This is a genomic window from Pseudooceanicola marinus, from assembly GCF_020177265.1.
In the GTDB taxonomy this organism is placed as follows: Bacteria; Pseudomonadota; Alphaproteobacteria; order Rhodobacterales; family Rhodobacteraceae; genus Pseudooceanicola; species Pseudooceanicola marinus_A.
Window position 1 is genome coordinate 320093 of record NZ_JAIVMC010000003.1, and the last position, 24560, is coordinate 344652.

A 24560-nucleotide genomic window follows, 5' to 3' on the forward strand; every position below is an offset into this window, starting at 1 on the left:
GGAGAACAGAAACATGGACTTCGGATTTACGACGGCGGCCTATGTGGTCGCGGCTGTTCTCTTCATCCTGTCGCTGGGCGGCCTCTCGGGGCAGGAAAGCGCGAAACGCGCCGTTTGGTATGGCATCGCCGGCATGGCGCTGGCGGTTGTCGCCACGCTGATCGGCCCGGGTTCCGGCCTGTGGCTGCTCTCGGCGATCCTGATCGCCGGCGGCGGCATCATCGGCTGGTACGTGGCCAAGAAGGTCGAGATGACCGAAATGCCGCAGCTGGTGGCGGCGATGCATTCGCTCGTCGGCCTGGCGGCGGTCTTCGTGGGTTACAACGCCCATATCACCATGGCGCGGATCGCCGGCGGTGCGGAGCCTTCGGGCGTCTTCGGTGACCTGGTGGCGCACAAGTCCCCGGTCGAACTGGGCATCCTGTCGGTCGAGCTGTTCCTGGGCGTCTTCATCGGTGCCGTGACCTTCACCGGCTCGGTCATCGCCTACGGCAAGCTGGCTGGGAAGGTGTCGTCGAAGGCAGAGAAACTGCCCGGCGGCCACGCCCTGAACATCGCGGCTGCGGTGATCTCGGTGCTTTGCCTGGTGTGGTACATGTCGACCGGCGGGACCTTCCCGCTGATCCTGATGACCATCGCCGCGCTCTTCATCGGCTATCACCTGATCATGGGCATCGGCGGCGCCGACATGCCCGTGGTCGTCTCGATGCTCAACAGCTACTCGGGCTGGGCGGCGGCGGCCATCGGCTTCTCGCTGTCGAACGACCTGCTGATCGTGGTGGGCGCGCTCGTCGGCTCCTCCGGTGCGATCCTCAGCTACATCATGTGCAAGGCGATGAACCGTTCGTTCATCTCGGTGATTCTGGGCGGCTTCGGCGGCACCGCGGGCCCGGCGATGGAGGTCGAGGGCGAACAGAAGCCCATCGACGTGGACGGCGTGGCCCAGGCCCTGGACGAGGCCGACAGCATCATCATCGTGCCGGGCTACGGCATGGCGGTGGCGCAGGCACAGCAGAACGTGGCCGAATTGACCCGCAAGCTGCGCGCCAAGGGCAAGGAGGTGCGTTTCGCCATCCACCCCGTGGCGGGCCGTCTGCCGGGGCACATGAACGTGCTGCTGGCCGAGGCCAAGGTGCCCTACGACATCGTGCTGGAGATGGACGAGATCAATGACGACTTCCCCGACACGGATGTGGTCATCGTCATCGGCTCGAACGACATCGTGAACCCGGCCGCGCAGGAAGATCCCAACAGCCCGATCGCCGGCATGCCGGTGCTGGAAGTGTGGAAGGCGAAGCAGGTCTTCGTATCGAAACGTGGCCAGGGCACGGGCTACTCGGGGATCGAGAACCCGCTGTTCTACAAGGACAACACCCGCATGTACTACGGTGATGCGAAGTCCTCGATCGGGGATCTTCTGGCGAAGATCGACTGATCTGCCGGACACAGGCAAAGGGAAGGGGCGGCGCGCTGGCGTCGCCCTTTTTCGTTCGGGCAAGGGGGGAGGGGGCTCTGCCCCTCTTGAGCCTGCGGCTCTTCCGGGGCTCCGCCCCCTCGCCGCTGAAATCGTCCACTGGACGATTTCCGGCACGCTGCTCAGCCCCCGGAGTATTTTTGACAAAGTGAAGACATGGGCGAGGGACCCGGTTCCCGATCTGCCCCGGGGGGTATGTAGCGGCGCGTGCTATCAGGCAGGCGCTACGACGCAGCGTCGGGCTGGACCGGAGGCGCGCGGCGGGCAGACTGGGCGCGAGGAGAGATCGGGAGGACAGAAGATGGATCTGATACCCTTTGGCCAGGCGATCCTGGACGCGCAGCCCTTTTCGAAGGAGGTCGGCGTCGAGATCGCGCGGTTCGAGATGGGCTTTTGTGAGCTGACCCTGGAGATCGAGGAGCGCCACAAGCAGCACAACGGTTTCGTCCATGGGGGCGTGACCTCGACCCTGGCGGACATGGCGCTGACCTTCGCGGGCGGCTCGGTCCTGCAGGACGTGCTGACGCTGGAATGGAAGATCAACTTCCTGCGTCCGGGCGTGGGCGAGCGGCTGGTGGCGCGGGGGCAGGTGATGTCCCACGGGGCGACGCAGGCCGTGTGCCGCTGTGACATCTTCGCGGTGACCGATGGCGAGGAGAAGATCGTGGCGGCGGCCCAGGGCACGATCGCCAAGCGGCCAACGAAGATGAAGGGCAGCTAGGCGCGTCATCGCCCTGCCGGAACGAGAAACGCCCGGACCTTGCGGTCCGGGCGTTTGCTCTTGCCGACAGCGGAGGCCTCAGCGGCCGCGGATGCGGGGGTCCAGCGCGTCGCGCAGGCCGTCCCCCAGGTAGTTCACCGACAGCACCGTCAGCGAGATCGCGATACCTGGCATGACCACACGTTCCGGGTTCTGCTGCATGTAGTCCACCGCGTCGAACAGCAGCCGGCCCCAGGTGGGGAAGTCTGGCGGGAAGCCCAGGCCGAGGAAGGACAGCGCCGACTCGGTGATGATCGCGTTGGCGATCCCCAGGGTGGCCGAGACGACGATGGGCGAGATCACGTTGGGCAGGATGTGCCGCATGATCATCATCGCGTTGGTGGTGCCGATGGATTGGGCGGCCAGTACGAATTCCCGTTCCTTCAGGGCCAGTACATCGCCGCGCACGATCCGCGCCGTGGGCATCCAGGAGGTCACGCCGATGGCCGAGACCATCAGGATGAAGATCCCCGTCTCGATGCCGAAGGCGGCGGCCAGCGGTTCGCGGAACAGCAGCACCATGACCAGCAGCAGCGGCAGCAGGGGCAGGGCCAGGAAGAGGTCCGTCAGCCGCATCAGGATGTTGTCCAGCCGGCGGAAATAGCCCGCCAGAACGCCGATCAGCGTGCCCAGCACCAGCGCCAGCAGCATCGCGGTGATGCCCACCGACAGCGACACGCGCCCGCCCTCGATCATCCGGGCCAGCATGTCGCGGCCCAGCTGGTCGGTGCCGAAGGGATGCGCCCAGGTGGGCCCGACGTTGCGGGCGCGGAAGTCGATGGCGGCGGGGTCCAGCGGCCAGAGCCAGGGGCCGAAGACCACGCCCAGCAGGATCACCAGGAAGACGATGCCACCGGCCATGGCGCCCTTGTGGTGCCGGAACTGGGTCCAGACCTCGTACCACTGGCTGCGCGGCGGGGTGGTGGGCATCGGCCCGGCAAGGACGCCGCCGGCTTCGGTGGCGCCTCCGGTTGCGGGGACGGTTTCGTCGATGGGGTCAGTCATAGCGGATCCGCGGGTCGAGGATGCCGTAAAGGACATCGGCGATGAGATTGAAGAGCACGATCAGGACGGCGAAGATGAATGTCAGCGTCTGCACCATGGGCAGGTCGTTGGCCTCGATCGCGCCGATCAGCAGATGGCCCAGACCGTTCACCTTGAACACCTGCTCGGTGATGATGGCGCCGCCGAAGACCTGCGGCACGCCGAGCGCGATGACTGTCACTACGGGGATCAGCGAGTTGCGCAACACGTGCACCAAGACCACGACCCGTTCGCCGGCGCCCTTGGCCCGGGCGGTGCGAACGTAGTCCTGGTTCAGGTTGTCCAGCATCGAGGCCCGCATGAAGCGCGAGATCTGTGCCGCGTTATACAGCGCCAGCACCATCACCGGCAGGAACATCTGCCGCACCTGGAAGCCGAAGGCGGACCAGCTGTCGACCACATGGGTCGTGTCGTAGATCGAGGGGAACCAGAAGAAGCTCTCCCGTGGCATGTTGACCGAGAAGATCACGATCAGCAGCACCCCGGTGAAGAAGGTGGGCACGGAATAGCCCACCATCGAGATGAACGTCCCGGCCTGGTCGAAGACCGAGTACTGGCGATAGGCCGAGTAGATCCCGATTGGCAGGGCGATCAGGATGCCGACGGCGTAGGAGGTGCCCACGACCCAGAGCGTCTGCGGAAGGCGCTGCACCACGATGTCCATCACCGGCGAGCGGGTCTGCCAGGAGATGACGCGCAGCTTGCCCTCGGACAGGGAGGTGCCGAAGATATGGTCGATCAGCACCTGGGGTTCGATCCAGAAGAACTGGACCAGCCATTTCCAGAACTGGATGTGGATCGGCTCGCCAAGGCCCAGGGCCTCGCGCATGCGCTGCTTGACCTCCGGCGGGACCGTCAACGGCACGTTTGCCATCGGGTCGCCCGGGGCGAGTTGCAGCAGGCCGAAGATGACCACGGCACTGGCCAGCAGGGTCGGCACGGCGATCAGGAGCCGCCTTAGAGTGAAATTCAGCATGAAGGGTCCCGGCGTCTGTGGCGCTGATCCGGTCCGTGTCCCGGCCCTGGCCCCGCAATCGGGCTCTCCCGGCCCGGGGGTCCTTGGCTGGCGCTGTCAGACGAGATCAGGCGGGAGGGTCGGAGACCCGGGCCTGCAGGCCCGGATCCCCGGGGAAGGATTTATTCCTCGATGCGGTACCAGTCGGCCACGTTCCACAGCTCGGAGTCCCAAGTGTTCAGGACCACGCCACCGAGCGTGTTGGAATGGGCGGAGACACGGCCACGGTCGACGAGCGGAACGATGGTGTAGCTTTCCTTGGTCAGCATCTCGTTCAGCTTGATCGCGATCTCGCCGCGCTTCTCCAGCTCGCCGGTCTGCGCCAGCTCGTCGAGCAGGGCATCGTATTCCGGGTCGCAGTAGCGGTTGATGTTCTCACCCTGCCACTGGTTGTCGGGCTGGGGTTCGTTGTCGCAACGGTACTGGGCCAGGTAGGCCTGCGGATCGGTGCCGTCGAAGTTGTTGGCGTACATCTCGGTGTCCGCATAGAACTTCTGGAAGGTGTCGGGCGAACCCGCGTCACCGCCGAAGAAGACCGAACCCGAGACGTTGCGCAGCTCGACGGAGGCGCCGATCATTTCCCACCAGGCCTTGATGGCGTCCTGGAAGTTCTGGCGCACGGCGTTGGTCGAGGTCTGGAAGAGGATCTCCATCTCGACGCCATCCTTGTCGCGGATGCCGTTGCCGTTGGTGTCGACCCAGCCGGCTTCGTCCAGCAGCGCCTTGGCGCCTTCCAGGTCCTGCGTCATGCAGTCGGTGTTGGGCGAGGCGTAAAGCTCGGGCGCGGGGACCAGGTTACAGGTCGGACGGCCGGCTTCGCCGTAGCCGATTTCCACCAGGATCTCGCGGTCGATGGCCATCGACAGCGCCTTGCGCACGCGCACGTCGCTGAGGAAGGGATGCGGGGCCTCACGGGTGGCGCGCACGTCGGCCGGCAGGTCGGAGGAGGGATCGGTGAGGTTCATCTCGATCCGTTCCACCAGGGTGCCGAAGCCCACGACGGTCTTGCCCTGGCCGCCTTTTTCCATTTCCGCGATGACCTCGGGGGCCAGCTGCAGGTTCCAGGCATAGTCGAATTCGCCGGTTTCCAGCACGGCACGGCCGGCGGAGGCCGCGTCGCCGCCGCCCTTGAAGGTCACGGTGGCAAAGGCGGGCTTGTTCGGGTCACGATAGTTCGGGTTGGCCGACATCGAGATCACGTCGTTCGGCTTGAACTCGTCCACCACGAAGGGGCCGGTGCCGATCGGGTTGAAGTTGGCCTCGGTGCAGGTCGATGCCGCATCGCCCAGACAGTCCTGGAACTGTGCCTTCTGCACGATCGGGGACTGGCCGCCCATGAAGGGCAGGTAGGGGTTCGGCTGCGGGGCGGAGAAGGTGACCTTCACGGTCAGATCGTCCAGTGCCTCGACGCTGGAGACGCTGTCGAACTTGGCGCCCTGGGCACAGCCGAAGCCTTCGGCGGTGCAGTATTCATAGGTGAAGACCACGTCTTCCGACGTCATCGGCGTGCCGTCGGACCACAGCAGGCCTTCCTTCAGCTTCCAGGTGATCGTCGTCAGGTCCTCGGAGACGCCGCCGTTTTCCACGGTGGGGATCTCTTCCGCCAGGAAGGGCACCAGGGCGCCCGTCTCGTCGAAGCGGCCCAGGGGCTCCAGGATCATCGAGGAGGATTCGATGTCCTTGGTGCCGCCCGACATATAGGGGTTCAGCACCGAGGGGGCCTGCCAGTAGATGATGTTGACGTGGCCGTCGGAGCCGCGCTCGGCGAAGGCTGCCGGGGCAACAGCGGACAGGGCCACTGCTCCGAGCAGGACAGATCTCAGACTCATAGGTATCTCCCAGTTGAGTGCCGGGCCTCTGTGGCCCGATCGTTGACCCGGGTGATATTGAGAACGCCCGGCGCGCCTTTCGGCAGCCGGACGTCAGGTCCCACCCGTGGATACCGTATCGAAAATCGGATTCGATCAAATTGCAACCCTTCGCAGAGCGTCATCCGGGCCGAGCGCGGGTGACCTGAGGGGAATGTACGGAGCCGTTTGACAATGGCGCGACCGCCTCTGTAGCGTTCCGGCAACTCTTTCCGAACAGGTCTCCATATGCTCGACGCTCCCGGCTCCGCCAACCCTATCGCCCGCATTGAAAACCTGCGTGTTTCCTTCGAAACCAAGGACGGCCCGGTGGTTGGCGTGAAGGACGTTTCCTTCCAGATCAACCCCGGCGAGACGGTCTGCGTCGTGGGCGAATCCGGGTCGGGGAAGTCGGTTTCCTCGCTCTCGCTGATGCGGTTGATCGAATATGGCGGCGGGACCATCGCCGGCGGGCGCCTAATTTTTGACCGGAAGGACGGAAAGGAGCTGGACCTGGCCTCGGCGGACCAGTCGTTGATGCGCACCATCCGCGGCAACGAGATCGGGATGATCTTCCAGGAGCCGATGACGGCGCTGAACCCGGTCTTCACCGTGGGCCGCCAACTGGCCGAGGGGCTGATGCTGCACAAGGGCATGAAGAAGGGCGAGGCCATGAAGAAGGCCGTCGACCTGCTGCGCGAGGTGCGAATCCCCGAGCCCGAGCGCCGGATCAAGCAGTACCCCCACGAGCTGTCGGGCGGCATGCGTCAGCGGGTCGTCATCGCCATGGCCCTGGCCTGCGAACCGCGCCTGCTGATCGCGGACGAACCCACCACCGCGCTGGACGTGACCATCCAGGCCGAGATCCTGGCCCTGATGGACCGGCTGAAGCGTGAAACCGGCACCGCCGTCATGTTCATCACCCACGACATGGCCGTGGTGGCCCAGATGGCCGACCGCGTTGTCGTCATGTTCCGCGGCAACAAGGTGGAAGAAGGCCCGGTGGAGGAAATCTTCGCCGCGCCCAAGCATGATTACACCAAGGCTCTGCTGGCGGCCGTGCCCAAGCTGGGCGAGATGACCGGCAAGCCGCTGCCGGAGCCGATGAAGCTGTTCGGTGTCGAGGGCCAGAAGATCGAACCGATCCCCGGCAAGGATGAGGTGCTGCTGTCGGTGAAGAACCTGACCACGCGTTTCCCGGTGAAGGGCGGCGTGCTGCGCAAGACCGTGGCGAATGTGCATGCGGTCGAGGATGTCAGTTTCGACATCAAGCGCGGCCAGACCCTCAGCCTGGTGGGCGAGTCGGGCTGCGGCAAGTCGACGACGGGCCGCTCGGTCCTGCGCCTGGTCGAGCCGCTGTCGGGGGAGATCAACCTGGACGGCAAGGACATCATGGCGCTGAACGACCGTGACCTGCGGAAGGCGCGTCTCGACATGCAGATGATCTTCCAGGATCCCTTCGCCTCGCTAAACCCGCAGATGCAGCTGTCCGACCAGGTGGCCGAGCCGATGAAGAACTTCGGCACGCTGAAGGGCAAGGAGATGCAGGAGCGGGTCGAGATGCTGTTCGACCGGGTCGAGCTGCCGCGCAACTTCATGCGCCGCTATCCGCATGAGCTGTCGGGTGGGCAACGCCAGCGGGTCGCCATCGCGCGGGCGCTGGCGCTGAACCCCAAACTGATCGTTGCGGACGAGGCGGTCTCGGCGCTGGACGTGTCGGTTCAGGCGCAGGTGGTGAACCTGATGATGGAATTGCAGGCGGAACTTGGCCTGTCCTTCCTCTTCATCTCCCATGACATGGCCGTGGTCGAACGGGTCAGCCACCGCGTCGGCGTGATGTACCTGGGCCGCATCGTCGAGATCGGCAGCCGCCAGGCCGTCTTCGAGAACCCGCAGCACCCCTACACCAAGGCCCTGATGAAGGCCGTGCCCATTGCCGACCCGACCAGGCGCAAGTCGGAACGCGAGCTGAACTTCAAGCCGATCCCCTCGCCGATCCATGATCTGGAATATCAGGCCGAATCCTCAGTCTACGAGAAGGTGGGCGAAGACCACTTCATCCTGACCACCGACAGCGGGTATTGATATGGCCGCCCATCTGGTGACGATGCGCCCGGGATGCCCCGGGCAGCCCCGCAGTTATGACCGCGCGCCGTTGTGGCGCGGGACAGGAAAGACCCGACGATGACGTCCCGACTATCTCCGCGTGAGATCCAGGAGAAACTGATCTCCTTCCCCACGGTCAGCCGTGACACGAATATCCCGCTGATCGACTGGGTGCAGAGCTACCTCGAAGAGCATGGCGCAACCTGCATCCGCCATCATCACGAAAGCGAAGCCAAGGCGGGCCTCTGGGCCTTCGTTGGTCCCGCCGAAGAGGGCGGCGTGGTCCTGTCGGGTCATACGGACGTCGTGCCGGTCGACGGGCAAGAGTGGGCCTCCGACCCCTTCACGGTGACCGAACGGGAGGACAAGCTCTTCGGGCGCGGCACCGCAGACATGAAGACCTTCGACGCCATGGCCGTCTGGGCCCTGGCCGAGGCCAGCTCGAAGACGCTGAGCAAACCGCTTCACCTGGCCTTCACCTATGATGAGGAAATCGGCCTACTGGGCGCCGAGCCGCTTCTGGATGATTGCCTGCCGCAGGTGCCGAAACCCGCCGTGGCCATCATCGGCGAGCCGACGGAGATGAAGGTGGTCGCGGGGCACAAGGCCGGCGTGGCCTTCGATACGTTGGTCAACGGCTTCGAGGTGCACAGCTCCATCGCCTATCGCGGCGTCTCAGCCATCATGGAGGCGGCGAAGCTGGTCGACTGGGGCAACCAAGTGAATGCCGCCAATGCCGCCAAGAAGGCCACGGGCACCGACGCCATGTTCGATCCGCCCTGGACCAATGCCCATGTCGGCATGATCGAGGGCGGCACCGCCCATAATATCACCGCCAAGACCTGCCGCTTTGTAATGTCCTTCCGCTGCATTCCCAGCGAAAGCCCGGAGATCTACGCCGAGGCCTACGAGGCCGAGGTGCGCCGCGTCGAGGCCTCGATGCAGGCGATCCGGCCCGAAACCTCGATCACCGTGACGCGCATGTTCTCCTCCAAGGGGCTGACGCCCGAAATCGACGGCCAGGCCGACGCCCTGGCGCGCAAGCTGACCGGCGACAACGGCAGCCACGTGGTCAGCTACGGCACCGAGGCGGGCTATTTTCAGGCGCGCGGCATCTCTGCCGTGGTCTGCGGCCCGGGCAACATCGAACAGGCGCATCAGCCGGACGAGTTCATCACGCTGGAAGAGTTCGACAGGGGCCATGCCTTCATGCGCCGCCTGATCGCAGAGCTAGAGGTCTGATCATGCCGGTACGCAATCGCATTGCCGAAATGGCCAAGGAGGTGACCGGCTGGCGCCATCACCTGCACGCCCACCCCGAACTGCGCTTCGAGGAACACGAGACGGCGCAATTCGTGGCCGAAAAGCTGCGCGGCTTCGGCGTGGACGAGGTGGTCACCGGGATCGGTGGCACCGGCGTGGTCGCCGTGATCCGCGGCAGCCAGCCCGGGCCGACCGTCGGTTTCCGCGCCGATATGGATGCCCTGCCGATCCTGGAGGCGACGGGGCTGCCCCATGCCTCGACCATCCCGGGCAAGATGCACGCCTGCGGCCACGACGGCCATACCTCCATGTTGCTGGGGGCGGCGAAATACCTGGCCGAGACGCGCAACTTTGCCGGCACCGTCGTCTGTATCTTCCAGCCCGCCGAAGAGGGAGGGGGTGGCGCCAAGGCGATGATCGAAGACGGCCTGCTGGACCGCTTCGCCGTGGATGAGGTCTACGGGATGCACAACTGGCCGGGGATGAAGGTCGGCGATTTCTCCATGCGCCCGGGGCCGCAGTTTGCCGCGCCCGCGCGCTTCGACGTGGTGCTGACCGGCAAGGGCGGCCATGCGGCCATGCCCAACCTGAACGTCGACACCACTCTGGCCGCTGCCCATGTCGTCACCGCGCTGCAAAGCATCGTCAGCCGCAACGTGGATCCGGTGCAGAATGCCGTCGTCTCGATCTGCGGCTTCCGGACGGAGACCAACACCTACAACGTCATTCCCGAGGTGGTGGAGCTGAAGGGCACCTTCCGCGTCCATGACGACGAGGTGCAGAAACAGGTTCGCCGCCGGATCGAGGAGGTGACGACCCAGACCGCCGCCGCCTTCGGGGTCACGGCCGAGATCACCTTCCTGCCGGGCCCGCCGGTGCTGATCAACGATGCCGCCTCCATCGAACACGCCGCGGAGGCCGGCCGCGCCGTCTCCACCGCCGCGACCGATTTCCCGCCCGTCATGGGCGCCGACGACTTCGCCGAGATGCTGCGCCTGCGGCCCGGCGCCTACGTGGTGGTGGGCAACGGCGACAGCGCCGGGCTGCATCACCCGGAATATGAATTCAACGACGCGGTCATCCCCTACGGGATAAGCTGGATCGCGGAGATGGCCGAGCGCCGTCTGCCGCTGCCCCGCTGACCGCCCCAACCGACACGAGGACCACACCCATGCCCGTCAAGAACCGCCTGGCCGAGCTGCAGGACGAAATCACCGCCTGGCGCCGCGATCTGCACGAAAACCCCGAGATCCTGTATGAAACGCACCGCACCTCGGCCATCGTCGCGGAGAAGCTGAAGGACTTCGGCGTCGACGAGATCGCCACCGGCCTCGGCCGCACCGGCGTTGTGGGCGTCATCAAGGGCAAGACCAACGGGTCTGGCAAGGTCATCGGCCTGCGTGCCGACATGGACGCCCTGCCGATCCACGAGGAAACCGGGGTGGACTATGCCTCCAAGACCCCCGGCGCCATGCATGCCTGCGGCCATGACGGCCATACCGCCATGCTTCTGGGCGCGGCCAAGTACCTGGCCGAGACGCGCAACTTCGACGGCACCGTCGTGGTGATCTTCCAGCCCGCCGAAGAGGGCGGCGCCGGTGGCAAGGAAATGTGCGACGATGGCCTGATGGAACGCTTCGGCATCCAGGAGGTCTATGGCATGCACAACTGGCCGAAGATCCCGGTGGGCCAGTTCGCCATCCGCTCGGGGCCCTTCTTCGCCGGCACCGACCAGTTCGAGGTGAAGATCATCGGCAATGGCGGCCATGCCGCCAAGCCGCATCAGACCGTGGACCCGATCGTCGCCGCCTCTCACGTGGTGGGGGCGATCCAGTCGATCGTCAGCCGCAACGCCGACCCGGTACATCAGATGGTGATCTCGGTCACCTCGATCGAAAGCTCTTCCAAGGCGTTCAACGTGATCCCCTCGAACGTGGTGATCCGCGGCACGATCCGCACCATGACGCCCGAGATGCGGGCCCTGGCCGAGGAACGGTTCAAGGCCGTGGTGGGCCAGGCGGCGGCGGCCTTCGGCACCCATGCCGACATCCAGTGGTTCCCGGGCTACCCGCCCATGGTCAACGCCGAGGAACAGACCGAGTTCGCCGCCGAGGTCGCGCGGTCCGTCTCCGGCGACTGTGCCCATGCGGACATGACCCTGGGGGGCGAGGATTTCGCCTACATGCTGGAAGAACGTCCCGGCGCCTATATCCTGGTCGGCAACGGCGACAGCGCCGACGTGCACAACCCCGAATACAACTTCAACGACGACGCCATCCCGGCGGGCTGTTCCTGGTGGGCGGAGATCGTCGAGAAGCGGATGCCGGCGGCCTGAGGGTTATACCTCACCGTGATAACCGGACGGATTGAGAACGGGTGCCCTCGTCGGGGCGCCCGTTTTACGTGAGGGCAGGGCACGCGCCGGACCTCCTCGCGGGTTGCCGAGCGTCTGCGCCGCCCCACCTTCTGGATCTGAACAAGATCGGAGGCATCCCTCATGGCACAGAAGACACTTTTCATCACCGGCGCATCCTCGGGCATCGGGGCGGCCACGGCACGGCTGGCGGTCGAAAAGGGCTGGAACGTCGGCCTCTTCGCGCGGTCCGAGGACAAGTTGCAGGCGCTGGTCGAGGAGTTGGGCGACCAGGCCCTGGCCCTGCCGGGTGACGCCAGCCAGCTGGCGGAACAGCAGAAGGCGGTCGACAAGCTGGCCGACCACTTCGGCGATGTCACGGCCGCTTTCGCCAACGCCGGGCGCGGCGCCTCGGCGGCGGGCACGCTGGAGGGCGACCCGGAGGACTGGCAGTCGATGGTGACGCTGAACGTCATGGGCGTGCTGTGGACGGCGAAGGCCATTGCGCCCTACCTGCAGAAGAACAAGGGTGACCTGGTGCTGACCGGCTCCGCCGCCGGGCGGCGGCACATCAAGGGCTCGGTCTATTCCGCGACGAAGTGGTTCGTGCACGGCTATGCTGGCAACCTGGCCGAGGAGTTCCGCGAATGGGGCGCCCGTGTCACCGTCGTGGCCCCGGGCATGGTCGATACGCCCTTCTTCGACGAAGCCAAGCCCGACAAGCTGAAGCCCGAAGATATCGCCGCTTCGGTCCTTTTCGCGCTGGAGGCCGAACGCCGCGCCAGCGTGCGCGAGATCTTCGTCATGCCGACCGACTGAGGCCGCGCGCCGTCGCCGTCAACAGTTCAGCGACAGGACCCGCGCCCCTGTGGCGCGGGTCTTCATGTTTCGTAAAGCTCCAGTGGCAACCCGTCGGGATCGGCGAAGAAGGTGAAGCGGGCGCCGGTGCCCTCGTCGAGTCGGATCGGTTCGACCGTGACGCCTTTCGCCTCCAGCTCGGCCACTGCCGCGTCGAGGTCCGACACGGCGAAACAAAGGTGCCGCAGCCCCTGCGCCTCGGGGCGCGTGGGCCGTGGCGGGGCGTCGGGGAAGGTGAACAGCTCGATCTGCCCCCCGCCGGGCAGGGCGAGGTCCAGCTTCCAGCTGTCGCGTTCGGCGCGGTAAGTTTCCGCAATGACCGACAGGCCCAGCACTTCCGTGTAGAAGGCCTTTGAGCGGGCATAGTCGCTGGCGATGATCGCGACGTGGTGGAAGGCAGTCAGCAGGGGCATGGGCAGAGCCTGACGCCGGTATCAGCCCTCGGCAAGAAGATCACGGTAAATGCCGATCAGGGCGGCGGCCTCCTGCTCGATGCGGCAGCTGTCCAGCACATGGGTGCGGGCGTTGGCGGCCCATTCGGCCCGCCGCGTGTCATCGTCCAGAAGGGCGGCGGTCTCGGCGGTCAGCGTGTCCAGGTCCTCGATGTCGACAATGGCGCCCGCCTGGCCTGCGGGGATGAAATCCTCGAAGGCACCGGCGCGGGTGGCGACCACGGGCACGCCGCAGGCCATGGCCTCCATGGGCGTCAGGCCGAAGCCCTCCCAGCGTTGCGGCGCGATGTAGAGGTCCAGCGCCTTGAACCAGCGCGAGATGTCCCAATGCGGGTCCTCGGGCAGGAACAGGATGCGGTCCGACAAACCGGCCGCTTCCACCTTGGCCTTCAGCCCTTCGTGGAACTCGCGGAACTGGTCGGTCACGCCGCCCATCATCACCGCCGTCACGTCGGGACGGTCCGGCAGCAGGCTCAGCATCATGTCGATGAAAAGGTCATTGCCCTTTTGGGGCCGGATGCGACCGAAACAGCCGACCAGCTTGTGATCCACCGGCAGGTTCAGCTCGGCCCGCAGGGCGGCCTTGTCGGTGGCGGGCTGGAACAGGTCTGCGTCGATGCCGTGGTGGATGACCGTCGCCGGCACCTCCAGGAAGGAGGCCGAGCGGGCGGAGGTTGCGACCACGCGGTCCATCTGCCGGATCAGCCACTTGGTGAACCCCTTGTGGTCGCGCTGCGCGGCGGAGGTGAACATCAGCTTCAGCCGCTTGCCCAGCACACGCTTGAGCGCGATGCCCGCCAGCATCTCGTTGTTGCGCCGGGCATGCCAGACACGCGGGCCGGACGGGCCGCGGCGCGACATGGTGGCCAGCGATCGCAGCGACACCTCGGGCACGCCCTCGGGGATGGCGGGGCCGGCGGAGGCGATGGCGATCTCGCGCGCCTGCAAGGGCACCAGCCGATAGACGGTCGAGGTGACGCCCGACATGCGTTTCTTGAAATTCGGTGCGATCACGTCGATGCGCGCGATGTCTGGCTCGCTCATCCCGGTCCCCTTCGGTTGCCGGACCCGATTACACCAGCGGCGCGGGGGCGGAAAGGGGCGCGAGGCTGTCCAGCAACTCCTGCGCCACCGCGTCCAGCCCGCCACGCTGGTCGGCCGACAAGGCGCGGGTTGCCGCGCTCGCGGCCGTCAGGGCTGCCTCATCCGTCAGCAGCCGCGCGACCTGGGTCCCGAGGGCCCGGGCATCGGGCACTTCCAGCGCGGCCCCGGCACCGTCGAAAGCGGCGTAGGTCTCGGCGAAGTTGGCGTAGCGGGGGCCATGCAGGACCGGCGTGCCGAAACAGGCGGGCTCATAGGGCGTGTGCCCGCCCGCATCGCACAGCGACCCGCCGAGAAACGCGAGGGGGGCGAGGGAGTACCACAGGCCCATTTCTCCGAAGGTATCGGCCAGGTAGACCTCGGCCTCATCTGGGGCCTCGCCCTTGGAACGTTGCGCCAGGCCAAGGCCCCGGTCGCGCACCAGTCTGGCGATGTCCTCGGCGCGGTCGGGATGGCGCGGGATCAGCAGCAGGCGCAGGCCCGGCACCTGCGCGCGGGCGGCTATATGGGCCTCCAACACCTGTTCCTCCTCGCCCGCATGGGTGGCGGCGGCCGCCCAGAGGGGGCCGGGCAGGGCGGCGCGCAAAAGCTTCAGCTCTGCCGCATCCACGGGCGGGGGCGCGATCATCGCCTTCAGGTTCGGCCCCTGCGCCACGCGGGCCGGATCGGCGCCAAGCGCCAGCAGCCCGTCCAGCGTGGCGCGGTCCTGGGTGCGCACCAGGTCGAACTGATCCAGCAGAAAGCGGAAGGTGTCGTCGAACCGGCCCCAGTTGCGCAACGATCCCTTCGACATGCGGGCATTGACCAGTGCCAGCCGGGTCCCGGCGGCCCGCGCCCGCACGATCATCTGCGGCCACAGTTCGCTTTCCACGAAGATGCCCGCGTCGGGCTGCCAATGGCGCAGAAACCGGCGCAGGGCGGCGGCGGTGTCGAGGGGGGCGAACTGGTGCCGTGTCCGGTCCGGCAGGCGATCGGCCAGCACCTTGGCCGCGCCGCCGGTGCCCGAGGTCACAAGGGCCTGCGCCCCGGGCCGGGCGGCCAGCATGCGCTCCACCAGTGCCAGGACGGAAACGCTTTCGCCGACGCTGGCGGCATGGAACCAGAACAGCGGACCCTCGGGCCGGGGCAGGGTGGCGTGGCCCTGACGTTCCCGGATGCGGGCGGGGGCGATGCCCTCGGCCGTCAGCTTGGCGCGCACGCGGCGCCAGGCCAGCGGCGCCGCCACCGTCGCCACGCCACAGTAGAAACGATAGAAGGGGGTCATCCCCGACGGCCGGGTCATCACCCGCCCGTGTGGCTCATGTGGCGCGAGACCTGACCATCGGCGCGGCGGCGCGAATAGTCGAAATCATGCCCCTCGGGCTTGAGCGAGATCGCGCGGCGGATCTCCTGCTCCAGCGGGCCGTCGTCATTGGGGAAGTTGCGCAGGGCAGGGCGCAGGTCCAGCATGTCTTCCTGGCCCAGGCACATGAACAGCTCGCCGGTGCAGGTCATCCGCACGCGGTTGCAGCTCTCGCAGAAGTTATGGCTGAGCGGCGTGATGAAACCGATCTTCTGGCCCGTCTCCTCCACCCGGGCGTAACGGGCGGGGCCGCCGGTGCTCTCGGCCAGGTCGGTCAGGGTGTACTGCTGTTCCAGCTGGGCGCGCAGGTCGCGCATCGACCAGTATTGGCCCACGCGGTCCTCGTTGCCGAGGTCCCCCATGGGCATCACCTCGATCCAGGTCAGGTCCATGCCGCGCTCGGCACAGAACTCGGCCATGGTGAACAGCTCATCCTCGTTGAAGCCCTTCAGGGCCACCGCGTTCAGCTTCACCTTCAACCCGGCCTTCTGAGCGGCATCCAGGCCGCGCATCACCTGGGGCAGGCGGCCCCAGCGGGTGACGCGGGCGAACTTTTCCTCGTCCAGCGTATCGATGGAGACATTGATGCGCCGCACGCCGCAGGCATAAAGCTCATCCGCGAAGCGTTCCAGCTGGCTGCCGTTGGTGGTGATCGTCAGTTCCTGCAAGGCGCCGCTGTCCAGGTGACGGGACATGTCGCGGAAGAAATGCATGATATTGCGCCGCATCAGCGGCTCGCCCCCGGTGATCCGAAGCTTTTCGACGCCCAGATGCACGAAGGTCGAACACATGCGGTCCAGCTCCTCCAGCGTCAGAAGCTCCTTCTTGGGCAGGAACTTCATGTTCTCGGACATGCAGTAGACACAGCGGAAATCGCAGCGGTCGGTGACCGAGACGCGAAGGTAGCGGATGGCCCGTTGGAAGGGATCGACAAGAGGTTCAACCATGTGGGGGAAAGTAGGGGCGCGAGGCGGCGCCGACAAGGACTTTCCCCGATTGCCAGTCCCGGCGGATGGGCTAGGTTCGGGGTCATGACCATATTGCGCCCCCTTCTGCTGATTCCGTTTCTGGCCGCCTGCCAGCCCCTTGGCCTCATGCGCGGCGACGATGCGCCGCAAATGGAGGCGCCTGAAACAGACGGCGCGCCGCTCTCTGCGGAGGTGCAGGACGAGGCCGATGTAGAGGGCGGCGAGGAAGCCTCGGAGACGCCCGCCGGCGCGGTGACAGGCTCTCTGGGCACCTCGGTCGCCTCTCTGGGCACTGCCACGGAGCAGGGGATGTGGATCAAGACCGCCCTGGTGTCCGCGCCGCAGCCCGGACGGGTGCGGGCGGCCGACACGGGGCGCGAGGTGGCAGTGACACTGCGACCGCTGGCCGGTGGTGCCGCCGGGTCCGGCGCGCGGTTGTCGTTGCAGGCGATGCAGGGCCTCGGCCTGCCGCTGACGGCGCTGGCCGAGGTGGAGATCTTCGGCGGGTGATCGACCCTCGGGCCGGTTATGTCGGCTCGCGTGCTTAACCCGCGTCTGCCAGGTACTTGCCGGCTTCCTTGCGCGCGAAGGGCCTCATCTCGTCACCATGGGTCTGAAGGAAGGCGGTGACCGCCAACGCGTCGTGTTTCGACAGGTCGCGCAGCCACCAGGCCACGGCCTTCTGGATGAACCACCGCTGATCGCTGACATAGCCTGCGGCCCAGCCCAGCACCCGCTCGCGCGCGGCGCGTTCGGCGGCACTCGGGTGGTTGGCCTTGGTCAGCCCCAGGGTCATCACCAGCGCCGCGCGTTTCGTCCAGAGGTGATCGTGGGTCGTCCAGGCCTCGACCTCATCGAGCCGCGTCAGATCGGCCATGATCCGCCGCTGGCCCGCCGTGCAGACGTGATCGGCGATCGCCCAAGCGTCGAACTGCGGCACCCAGGAACAGATCAGCCACCAGACCGCGGCGTCGTCGGGCCGGATTCGCGCCTGGGTCAGCAGCTTGGCCGCGACCACGCGCGCCTCGTGGATGTTCGTGTGCCACAGGCCCGCCGCCAAGGCGATCCGCGCCTCTAGCGTCAGCTCGGCGCGCCAGTCGCGCGCCAGGTCGTTCAGCACCGGGTTGGGCACGCCCAGGTAGGGGCGATCCACCTTGTGATAGGCGGCCATGCCATCGGCCCGTTCGGGATCCGCCTGGGCCTGCAGCGCGGCCAGCGCCGCCTCCAGCGTCGGGCCCTGCGCCGCCGTCGTCTCGGCTGTGTCGGTCATTCCACCGTCACCGATTTCGCCAGGTTGCGCGGCTGGTCGACGTCGGTGCCCTTGGCCACGGCGGTGTGATAGGCGATCAGCTGCGCCGGGATGGCGTAGAGGATGGGGGACAGGACCGGATCGACCTGCGGCATCTCGATGCTGCGCCAGATGCCGTCCTGCGCCGCGGTGATCCCGGCGTGGTCGGAGATCAGCAGGACCTGCCCGCCACGCGCCATTACCTCCTGCATGTTCGACACGGTCTTGTCGAACAGCGCGTCGCGCGGTGCCATGACGACCACCGGGACATGCTTGTCGATCAGCGCGATCGGCCCGTGCTTCAGCTCGCCGCTGGCATAGGCCTCGGCGTGGATATAGCTGATTTCCTTCATCTTCAGCGCGCCTTCCAGCGCCAGCGGGTACATCAGGCCGCGGCCAAGAAACAGCACGTCCTGCGCCTCCGCCAGTTGCAGCGACAAGGCCTCGGCGGTGGCGCCGTCGTCGATGGCACGCCCGATGACCGAGGGCAGGCCGCGCAGCGCCGACAGCAGATCCGCCAGACGGTCGGCGTCCAACGTGCCGCGCTGACGCCCGGCCTCGATCGCCAGCAGCAGCAGGACGGTCAGCTGGCAGGAAAACGCCTTGGTCGATGCCACGCCGATTTCGGTGCCCGCCAGGATCGGCAGCGCCAGATCGCTTTCCCGCGCGATGGAGCTTTCGGCGACGTTCACCACGGAGACCACGGTCTCCGCCTTGTCGCGGCAGTAGCGCAGGGCGGCCAGCGTGTCCGCCGTCTCCCCCGACTGGCTGACGAACAGCGCCATTGTGCCGGGCGTGACCGGCGGTTCGCGATAGCGGAATTCCGAGGCCACATCGACCTCCACCGGCATGCGGGCAATCTGTTCGAACCAGTATTTGGCTGTCAGGCAGGCGTAGTAGGCCGTGCCGCAGGCGACCAGGGTCAGCCGTTCCAGCTTGGTGAAGTCGATGCCGTCGTCGGGCAGGGTGATCTTGTCGCCCGCCTCGCCCAGGTAGAACCGCAGCGCCTCGCCCAGAACCTGGGGCTGTTCCGCGATTTCCTTGGCCATGAAGTGGCGGTGCCCGGCCTTGTCGACGCGGGCGTTGTCCAGGGTGACCTGTTTCACCGGGCGGTTGGCGATCTGTCCGGCAGCGTCGTAGATCGTCACGCTTTCGCGGGTGACGACGGCCCAGTCGCCTTCCTCCAGGTAGGTGATCCGGTCGGTCAGCGGGGCCAGCGCCAGCGCGTCGGAGCCGACGTAGTTTTCCCCCGTGCCATGGCCGATGGCCAGCGGCGAACCCTTGCGGGCGGCGATCATCAGGTCGTCTTCCCCGTCAAAGAGGAAGAGCAGGGCGAAGGCCCCTTCGAGACGCGGCAGGGTGCGGGCCACGGCCTCCTGCGGGGACAGGCCCTCGGCCACGTATTGCGCGGTCAGCATGGCGACGGTCTCGGTGTCCGTCTCGGTCTCCGGCACCAGCCCTGCCTCGGCCAGTTCTGCGCGCAGCTCGCGGAAGTTCTCGATGATGCCGTTGTGAACCACGGCCACCTTGCCGACCCGGTGGGGGTGGGCGTTGACGGCGGTCGGGCTGCCATGGGTAGCCCAACGGGTGTGGCCGATGCCCGACTTGCCGGCCAGCGGCGCATGCACCAGCTCGTCCGAGAGGTTCACCAGCTTGCCCACGGCGCGGCGGCGGTCCAGGTGGCCGTCCTGTACCGTGGCGATGCCGGCGCTGTCATAGCCGCGATATTCCAGCCGCTTCAGCGCCTCGACGAGGAAGGGAGCGGCTTCGTGGTTTCCCAGATACCCGATGATTCCGCACATTATTCCACCCCCTTGGCCGCGCGGGCCTTCTTGAGTTTCAACATTTCGAACAATTTTCGCGCCAGGCCTGGTTTCGTCACCTGGCGGGCGCGGCCGATGGCCAGGGCGCCAGGTTCCACGTCCTGGGTGATGACGGACCCGGAGCCGGTCATCGCCTCGTCGCCCACCGAGACGGGGGCGACAAGCATGGTGTTCGACCCGATGAAGGCCCGCGCCCCGATGCGGGTGCGGTGCTTCATCACGCCGTCGTAGTTGCAGGTGATGGTGCCGGCGCCGATGTTCGTTTCCTCGCCGATGTCCGCATCTCCGATATATGTCAGGTGGTTGACCTTGGCGCCGCGATCCAGCCGGGCCTCCTTCACCTCGACGAAGTTGCCGATCTTCACGTCCTCGGCCAGTTCCGCGCCGGGGCGCAGGCGGGCGTAGGGGCCGACGACACCGCCGCGGCTGACGTGGCAGCCTTCGAGGTGGGAGAAGGCGCGGATGCGGGCGCCGTTCTCGACCGTGACGCCGGGGCCGAAGACCACGTTGGGTTCGATCACCGTGTCGCCGCCGACGAAGGTGTCATAGGCGAAGAAGACGGTCTCGGGCGCCTGCAGCGTCACCCCGATCTCCAGCGCCTCGGCGCGGGCGCGGGACTGGAAAAGCGCTTCGGCGACAGAGAGTTCCGCGCGGGAATTCACGCCCAGGGTTTCCTCCTCGGCGCAGGTGACGGCGCCCGAGGACAGGCCTGCTGCATTGGCCAGGCCCACGATGTCGGGCAGGTAGTATTCGCCGGCTGCATTGTCGTTGCCGACCTGCTCCAGTAGCTCGAACAGAACCTTTCGGTCGGCGCAGATAACGCCGGAGTTGCAAAGGGTTATGCGGCGCTCTTCATCCGTTGCATCCTTGAATTCGACGATCCGGTCGAGCCGTTCGCCCTGCATCACCAGCCGCCCGTAGCGTGCCGGGTCCGCGGCTTCGAAGCCCAGGACGATCACGTCGTGTTTGGTGCGGGCGGCCTGCATGGCCTCCAGCGTTTCGGGCCGGATGAAGGGGGTGTCGCCGTAAAGGACGATCACGTCGCCGTCGAAATCGGCCAGCGCCTCACTGGCCTGGGCGACGGCATGGGCGGTGCCCTTTTGCTCCTGCTGCAGGACGACCTGGGCGGGCGGGAAGGCCTCTTCGGCTGCGGCCGCCACTGCCTCGGCGCCGTGACCGGCGACGACGATCACGCGAGAGGGCTCCAGCGCCATGCCGCTGCCGATGGCATGCACCAGCATCGGTGCGCCTGCGATTTCGTGCAGGACCTTGGGCAGGTCCGAATTCATCCGTGTGCCCTTGCCCGCGGCCAGGATCACCAGTGCCGTGCTCATCTTGCCCCCTCGCCGGGCTTTGCCCGGTCGGTTTATCGTGCCGGATGCGCCCGCCTCTTGCACGGGCGGCGCGGATCCCCTGCGGCCCACGCGCCCCCTGCACGGGGTCTGGGCCATTGTTCTTTCGTCGCGCCCGTTTTATCCGGTGGGCAGGGGCGTGCAAGGTCAGCCGGGCCGCCCCGCGATCAACTTGGGTTTCGCCCCGCAACAATCGCGGCGAAACGGCGCCTGCCTGCGGCGGGCCGGATATCCGGGAAGGACAGACATGCGGGCGGTGGTTTTCGATCTTGACGGGACGCTGGCGGATACCAGTGGCGATCTGCTGGCGGCGGCCAATGCCTGTTTCCGCTCCCTCGGGGCTGGCGACGTGCTGACGCCGGGCGACGCGGGCACCGCGCTGCGCGGCGGGCGGGCCATGTTGCGCCTCGGCATGGGCCGGCTGGGGCGCGACGGCGACGAGGCGGAGGTCGACCGCCTCTATCCCGTCCTGCTGGAGGCCTATGCCGACGACATCGCGCGCCACACGGTGCTATACCCGGGCGCGATGGAGGCGGTCGCGGCCCTGCGCGCCGACGGCCATGCGGTGGCTATCTGCACCAACAAGCCGGAAGGGTTGGCGCGGCGCCTGCTGGCCGAGTTGGGCGTGCTGGGTGATTTCGCCGCCCTGGTGGGGGCCGACACCCTGCCGGTGAAGAAGCCCGACCCGGAACCTCTGCGCGAGGCCGCGCGCCGGGCCGGTGCCGATCCCGCGCGCTGCTGCCTGGTGGGCGACAGCGACACCGACCGCAACACGGCCCGCGCCGCCGGCGTGCCTTCGATCCTCGTGGGCTTCGGCCCCTCGGGAGAAGACATGGCAGCCTTGGCGCCCGAGGCGCTGATCGGCCATTTCGACGAACTGCCCGGCGTCGTGGCCGGGCTGTCCCTCTAGGCACGAAAGGAACGCCCATGACCGAGCGGTTCACCGGCAGTTTCACCCAGCAGGAGCCGATCCCCGAAGACGCCATCGAGGCCGCCGTGGCGGTGATGCGCAGCGGGCGCCTGCACCGCTACAACACCTTGCCCGACGAGCCGGGCGAGGCCGCGCTGCTGGAGAAGGAGTTCGCCGAGCTGACCGGCGCCAAGTACTGCGTCGCCACCGGCTCTGGCGGGATCGCCATCACCACCGCGCTGCGTGCTGTCGGTGTGCAGCCGGGCGATCCGGTGCTGACCAATGCCTTCACCCTGGCCCCCGTACCCGGCGCCATTGCCGCCGTCGGCGGTCGCCCGATCTATGTCGAGGTCACCGAAAGCCTGGTCATCGACCTGGATGATCTGGAGGAGAAGATCGGCCAGGCCCGTGTCCTGCTACTGAGCCACATGCGCGGGCATCTGTGCGACATGGACCGGCTGATGGCGATCTGCGATGCTGCGGGCGTCAAGGTGGTCGAGGATTGCGCCCATACCATGGGGGCCGCCTGGAACGGCCAGATCAGTGGCCGTCAGGGGCTGGCCGGCTGCTATTCCACCCAGACCTACAAGCACGTCAATTCGGGCGAGGGGGGCTTCATGGTCACCGATGACGCGGAGGTCGCCGCCCGCGCCATCATCCTGACCGGCAGCTACATGCTCTATGGCAAGCATCTGGCCGCCCCCGGTCCGGAGGTCTTTGAGCGGGTGAAATACGACACGCCCAATGTCTCGGGCCGCATGGACAATCTGCGCGCCGCGATCCTGCGTCCTCAGCTGCGCAATCTGGACGCCCAATGCGCCGCCTGGAACGCGCGTTACCGCGTGGTCGAGGAGGGCCTGCGCGGCACCCCCGGTCTGACGGTGATCGAACGCCCCGAGGCGGAGACCTATGTCGGCTCGTCCATCCAGGTTCTGCTGCTGGACTGGTCCGAAGAGGCGGTGCAGGAGGTGCTGGCGCGCTGTGCCGCCCGAGGGGTCGAGCTGAAATGGTTCGGCGCGGCGGAGCCTCAGGGCTTCACCTCGCGCTATGACAGCTGGCGCTATGCCGACAGCCCGGCGTTGCCGCAGACCGACCGGGTGCTGAAGGGCATCCTGGACATGCGGCTGCCGCTGACCTTCTCCCTCGATGATTGCGCGCTTCTGGCGCGGATCATCCGCGCCGAGGTGGGGACGGTCTGGCAGGCGCAGGGCTGACACTTCTTTCCTTTCCGGCATCCCATCGACACCGGCCCCGGCAACGGCGCCGGTGTTGTCGTGTCAGCGGGTCGGGTGCCGACGTGGACGGTTATCCGATCGCGTATTGACGCGGGCAGCGGCCCGGCCCTATGGTGTGAACAAGTGTTCATAAACGGGAAGGGAGGAGCCCGATGTTCACCGCATCCATGCGCTTCGATCTGGGCGAGGATATCAACGCGCTGCGCGAGGCGGTTCACGCCTGGGCGCAGGGGCGGGTGAAGCCCATGGCGGCCGAGATTGACAGCGAGAATGTCTTTCCCCCCGCGCTCTGGCGCGAGATGGGGGACATGGGCCTGCTGGGGCTGACGGTCGACGAGGAATATGGCGGCACCGGCATGGGCTACCTGGCCCATGTCATCGCGGTGGAGGAGATCGCGCGCGCGTCCGCCTCGGTCTCGTTGTCCTATGGCGCGCATTCCAACCTCTGCGTGAACCAGCTGCGCCTCAACGGCACGGCTGAGCAGAAGCAGAAGTACCTGCCGGGTCTGGTCAGCGGCGAGCATGTGGGCGCTCTGGCGATGAGCGAGCCGGGTGCAGGCTCTGACGTGGTCAGCATGAAGCTGCGCGCCGAGAAGAAGAACGACCGCTACGTGTTGAACGGCAACAAGTACTGGATCACCAACGGGCCGGATGCCGATACGCTGGTGGTCTATGCCAAGACCGACCCGGAGGCGGGCAGCAAGGGCATCACCGCCTTCATCGTCGAGAAGTCGATGAAGGGCTTCAGCACCTCGCCCCATTTCGACAAGCTGGGGATGCGCGGCTCGAACACCGCCGAGCTGATCTTCGACGATGTCGAAGTGCCCTTCGAGAACGTGCTGGGCGAGGAGGGCAAGGGCGTGCGCGTGCTGATGTCGGGCCTCGATTACGAACGCGTCGTGTTGTCGGGCATCGGCACCGGCATCATGGCCGCCTGCCTGGATGAGATCATGCCCTACATGGCCGAGCGCAAGCAGTTCGGTCAGCCCATCGGGAACTTCCAGCTAATGCAGGGCAAGATCGCCGACATGTACGTGAAGCTGAACTCGGCCCGGGCCTATGTCTACGAGGTGGCGCGCGCCTGCGACCGCGGCGAGGTCACTCGCGCCGATGCCGCCGGTTGTGTTCTTTACGCCTCCGAAGAGGCCATGGTCGTGGCGCATCAGGCGGTGCAGGCCATGGGCGGCGCGGGGTTTCTGGCCGATGCGCCGGTGGCGCGGATCTTCCGCGATGCCAAACTGATGGAGATCGGCGCGGGTACCTCCGAGATCCGGCGCATGCTGGTCGGGCGCGAGCTGATGTCGGCGATGTCCTGAGGATGCGGCCCGGTGCGATGACATATGGCGCGGCGGCCCGACGCGGAACGCGA

At 66.9% G+C, this 24560-nt stretch carries 21 protein-coding genes; 11 read left to right on the forward strand and 10 right to left on the reverse strand.

Going from position 1 to position 24560, the window contains the following annotated elements; all coding sequences use genetic code 11:
- The first annotated feature begins 13 nt into the window (after nucleotides 1–13).
- Both LC066_RS06095 and LC066_RS06100 read left to right on the forward strand, forming a co-directional pair.
- A complete protein-coding gene (locus LC066_RS06095; RefSeq protein WP_222476933.1) occupies nucleotides 14–1435 on the forward strand; it encodes an NAD(P)(+) transhydrogenase (Re/Si-specific) subunit beta in 1422 nt (473 codons plus the stop codon).
- A 340-nt stretch (nucleotides 1436–1775) separates the two neighbouring features.
- Nucleotides 1776–2195, forward strand: coding sequence for a PaaI family thioesterase (locus LC066_RS06100; RefSeq protein WP_222476934.1), 420 nt, complete (start codon nucleotides 1776–1778; stop codon nucleotides 2193–2195).
- Between the two features lie 78 nt (nucleotides 2196–2273).
- Here LC066_RS06100 and LC066_RS06105 read toward each other — a convergent pair whose 3' ends face one another.
- The 3 genes from LC066_RS06105 to LC066_RS06115 all read right to left on the reverse strand — a co-directional run bounded on the left by LC066_RS06105 (nucleotide 2274) and on the right by LC066_RS06115 (nucleotide 6122).
- Nucleotides 2274–3239: an ABC transporter permease gene (locus LC066_RS06105; protein ID WP_085888448.1), complete on the reverse strand. Its 966-nt coding sequence runs from the start codon at nucleotides 3237–3239 to the stop codon at nucleotides 2274–2276.
- Nucleotides 3232–4254 (reverse strand): ABC transporter permease, encoded by a 1023-nt coding sequence (locus tag LC066_RS06110; RefSeq protein WP_224897231.1) that lies wholly within the window; start codon nucleotides 4252–4254, stop codon nucleotides 3232–3234. The genes LC066_RS06105 and LC066_RS06110 overlap by 8 nt, the downstream gene beginning before the upstream one ends.
- A gap of 161 nt (nucleotides 4255–4415) precedes the next feature.
- Nucleotides 4416–6122: a peptide ABC transporter substrate-binding protein gene (locus LC066_RS06115; protein ID WP_224897232.1), complete on the reverse strand. Its 1707-nt coding sequence runs from the start codon at nucleotides 6120–6122 to the stop codon at nucleotides 4416–4418.
- A gap of 267 nt (nucleotides 6123–6389) precedes the next feature.
- Here LC066_RS06115 and LC066_RS06120 point away from each other — a divergent pair, with 267 nt between their 5' ends.
- From LC066_RS06120 to LC066_RS06140, 5 genes are all read left to right on the forward strand, one after another.
- On the forward strand, nucleotides 6390–8225 hold the full coding sequence (locus LC066_RS06120; protein WP_224897234.1) for an ABC transporter ATP-binding protein: 1836 nt from the start codon (nucleotides 6390–6392) through the stop codon (nucleotides 8223–8225).
- A gap of 99 nt (nucleotides 8226–8324) precedes the next feature.
- A complete protein-coding gene (argE, locus tag LC066_RS06125) occupies nucleotides 8325–9488 on the forward strand; it encodes an acetylornithine deacetylase (RefSeq protein ID WP_224897236.1) in 1164 nt (387 codons plus the stop codon).
- A gap of 2 nt (nucleotides 9489–9490) precedes the next feature.
- Complete coding sequence (locus tag LC066_RS06130) at nucleotides 9491–10651, forward strand: M20 aminoacylase family protein (RefSeq protein ID WP_224897238.1); 1161 nt, start codon at nucleotides 9491–9493, stop codon at nucleotides 10649–10651.
- 29 nt (nucleotides 10652–10680) lie between these two features.
- Nucleotides 10681–11844: a M20 aminoacylase family protein gene (locus LC066_RS06135; protein ID WP_222476940.1), complete on the forward strand. Its 1164-nt coding sequence runs from the start codon at nucleotides 10681–10683 to the stop codon at nucleotides 11842–11844.
- Between the two features lie 162 nt (nucleotides 11845–12006).
- Nucleotides 12007–12681: an SDR family oxidoreductase gene (locus tag LC066_RS06140; RefSeq protein ID WP_224897240.1), complete on the forward strand. Its 675-nt coding sequence runs from the start codon at nucleotides 12007–12009 to the stop codon at nucleotides 12679–12681.
- A 62-nt stretch (nucleotides 12682–12743) separates the two neighbouring features.
- Here LC066_RS06140 and LC066_RS06145 read toward each other — a convergent pair whose 3' ends face one another.
- The 4 genes from LC066_RS06145 to moaA are packed head-to-tail and all read right to left on the reverse strand — an operon-like array spanning nucleotide 12744 to nucleotide 16562.
- Complete coding sequence (locus tag LC066_RS06145; protein WP_222476943.1) at nucleotides 12744–13133, reverse strand: VOC family protein; 390 nt, start codon at nucleotides 13131–13133, stop codon at nucleotides 12744–12746.
- A 21-nt stretch (nucleotides 13134–13154) separates the two neighbouring features.
- Nucleotides 13155–14216 (reverse strand): glycosyltransferase family 4 protein, encoded by a 1062-nt coding sequence (locus LC066_RS06150; RefSeq protein ID WP_224897242.1) that lies wholly within the window; start codon nucleotides 14214–14216, stop codon nucleotides 13155–13157.
- A gap of 28 nt (nucleotides 14217–14244) precedes the next feature.
- A complete protein-coding gene (locus LC066_RS06155) occupies nucleotides 14245–15537 on the reverse strand; it encodes a 3-deoxy-D-manno-octulosonic acid transferase (RefSeq protein ID WP_224897244.1) in 1293 nt (430 codons plus the stop codon).
- Nucleotides 15538–15554: 17 nt separating this feature from the next.
- On the reverse strand, nucleotides 15555–16562 hold the full coding sequence (gene moaA, locus LC066_RS06160) for a GTP 3',8-cyclase MoaA (protein WP_224897246.1): 1008 nt from the start codon (nucleotides 16560–16562) through the stop codon (nucleotides 15555–15557).
- A gap of 84 nt (nucleotides 16563–16646) precedes the next feature.
- Here moaA and LC066_RS06165 point away from each other — a divergent pair, with 84 nt between their 5' ends.
- Nucleotides 16647–17093 carry a hypothetical protein gene (locus LC066_RS06165; RefSeq protein WP_224897248.1) on the forward strand — a complete coding sequence of 149 codons (447 nt, stop codon included), beginning with the start codon at nucleotides 16647–16649 and terminating at the stop codon, nucleotides 17091–17093.
- 34 nt (nucleotides 17094–17127) lie between these two features.
- On the opposite strand, the gene LC066_RS06170 is transcribed toward LC066_RS06165, so the two are convergent.
- From LC066_RS06170 to glmU, 3 genes are read right to left on the reverse strand one after another with little or no spacing between them, the layout of a single operon-like run.
- The gene (locus tag LC066_RS06170; protein WP_224897250.1) at nucleotides 17128–17853 is read right to left on the reverse strand and encodes a DNA alkylation repair protein; all 726 of its coding nucleotides are present in this window, start codon (nucleotides 17851–17853) and stop codon (nucleotides 17128–17130) included.
- Complete coding sequence (gene glmS, locus LC066_RS06175) at nucleotides 17850–19673, reverse strand: glutamine--fructose-6-phosphate transaminase (isomerizing) (protein ID WP_224897252.1); 1824 nt, start codon at nucleotides 19671–19673, stop codon at nucleotides 17850–17852. The genes LC066_RS06170 and glmS overlap by 4 nt, the downstream gene beginning before the upstream one ends.
- Nucleotides 19673–21028, reverse strand: a complete 1356-nt coding sequence (glmU, locus tag LC066_RS06180; RefSeq protein WP_224897253.1) for a bifunctional UDP-N-acetylglucosamine diphosphorylase/glucosamine-1-phosphate N-acetyltransferase GlmU — start codon at nucleotides 21026–21028, stop codon at nucleotides 19673–19675. The genes glmS and glmU overlap by 1 nt, the downstream gene beginning before the upstream one ends.
- Before the next feature lie 265 nt (nucleotides 21029–21293).
- On the opposite strand from glmU, the gene LC066_RS06185 reads away from it, so the two are divergent.
- The 3 genes from LC066_RS06185 (at nucleotide 21294) to LC066_RS06195 (ending at nucleotide 24507) form a co-directional block, all read left to right on the forward strand.
- Complete coding sequence (locus LC066_RS06185) at nucleotides 21294–21956, forward strand: HAD-IIIA family hydrolase (protein ID WP_224897255.1); 663 nt, start codon at nucleotides 21294–21296, stop codon at nucleotides 21954–21956.
- A 17-nt stretch (nucleotides 21957–21973) separates the two neighbouring features.
- Nucleotides 21974–23170, forward strand: coding sequence for a DegT/DnrJ/EryC1/StrS family aminotransferase (locus tag LC066_RS06190; protein ID WP_224897257.1), 1197 nt, complete (start codon nucleotides 21974–21976; stop codon nucleotides 23168–23170).
- A gap of 173 nt (nucleotides 23171–23343) precedes the next feature.
- Complete coding sequence (locus LC066_RS06195; RefSeq protein WP_224897259.1) at nucleotides 23344–24507, forward strand: isovaleryl-CoA dehydrogenase; 1164 nt, start codon at nucleotides 23344–23346, stop codon at nucleotides 24505–24507.
- Nucleotides 24508–24560 lie beyond the last annotated feature (53 nt).

What these genes read in the sequence shown, in the direction of transcription:
- LC066_RS06095 (WP_222476933.1), top strand. Translation starts at nt 14, where the DNA reads ATGGACTTCGGATTTACGACGGCGGCCTATGTGGTCGCGGCTGTTCTC.
- LC066_RS06100 (WP_222476934.1), top strand. Translation starts at nt 1,776, where the DNA reads ATGGATCTGATACCCTTTGGCCAGGCGATCCTGGACGCGCAGCCCTTT.
- LC066_RS06105 (WP_085888448.1), bottom strand. Translation starts at nt 3,239, where the DNA reads ATGACTGACCCCATCGACGAAACCGTCCCCGCAACCGGAGGCGCCACC.
- LC066_RS06110 (WP_224897231.1), bottom strand. Translation starts at nt 4,254, where the DNA reads ATGCTGAATTTCACTCTAAGGCGGCTCCTGATCGCCGTGCCGACCCTG.
- LC066_RS06115 (WP_224897232.1), bottom strand. Translation starts at nt 6,122, where the DNA reads ATGAGTCTGAGATCTGTCCTGCTCGGAGCAGTGGCCCTGTCCGCTGTT.
- LC066_RS06120 (WP_224897234.1), top strand. Translation starts at nt 6,390, where the DNA reads ATGCTCGACGCTCCCGGCTCCGCCAACCCTATCGCCCGCATTGAAAAC.
- argE (WP_224897236.1), top strand. Translation starts at nt 8,325, where the DNA reads ATGACGTCCCGACTATCTCCGCGTGAGATCCAGGAGAAACTGATCTCC.
- LC066_RS06130 (WP_224897238.1), top strand. Translation starts at nt 9,491, where the DNA reads ATGCCGGTACGCAATCGCATTGCCGAAATGGCCAAGGAGGTGACCGGC.
- LC066_RS06135 (WP_222476940.1), top strand. Translation starts at nt 10,681, where the DNA reads ATGCCCGTCAAGAACCGCCTGGCCGAGCTGCAGGACGAAATCACCGCC.
- LC066_RS06140 (WP_224897240.1), top strand. Translation starts at nt 12,007, where the DNA reads ATGGCACAGAAGACACTTTTCATCACCGGCGCATCCTCGGGCATCGGG.
- LC066_RS06145 (WP_222476943.1), bottom strand. Translation starts at nt 13,133, where the DNA reads ATGCCCCTGCTGACTGCCTTCCACCACGTCGCGATCATCGCCAGCGAC.
- LC066_RS06150 (WP_224897242.1), bottom strand. Translation starts at nt 14,216, where the DNA reads ATGAGCGAGCCAGACATCGCGCGCATCGACGTGATCGCACCGAATTTC.
- LC066_RS06155 (WP_224897244.1), bottom strand. Translation starts at nt 15,537, where the DNA reads ATGACCCCCTTCTATCGTTTCTACTGTGGCGTGGCGACGGTGGCGGCG.
- moaA (WP_224897246.1), bottom strand. Translation starts at nt 16,562, where the DNA reads ATGGTTGAACCTCTTGTCGATCCCTTCCAACGGGCCATCCGCTACCTT.
- LC066_RS06165 (WP_224897248.1), top strand. Translation starts at nt 16,647, where the DNA reads ATGACCATATTGCGCCCCCTTCTGCTGATTCCGTTTCTGGCCGCCTGC.
- LC066_RS06170 (WP_224897250.1), bottom strand. Translation starts at nt 17,853, where the DNA reads ATGACCGACACAGCCGAGACGACGGCGGCGCAGGGCCCGACGCTGGAG.
- glmS (WP_224897252.1), bottom strand. Translation starts at nt 19,673, where the DNA reads ATGTGCGGAATCATCGGGTATCTGGGAAACCACGAAGCCGCTCCCTTC.
- glmU (WP_224897253.1), bottom strand. Translation starts at nt 21,028, where the DNA reads ATGAGCACGGCACTGGTGATCCTGGCCGCGGGCAAGGGCACACGGATG.
- LC066_RS06185 (WP_224897255.1), top strand. Translation starts at nt 21,294, where the DNA reads ATGCGGGCGGTGGTTTTCGATCTTGACGGGACGCTGGCGGATACCAGT.
- LC066_RS06190 (WP_224897257.1), top strand. Translation starts at nt 21,974, where the DNA reads ATGACCGAGCGGTTCACCGGCAGTTTCACCCAGCAGGAGCCGATCCCC.
- LC066_RS06195 (WP_224897259.1), top strand. Translation starts at nt 23,344, where the DNA reads ATGTTCACCGCATCCATGCGCTTCGATCTGGGCGAGGATATCAACGCG.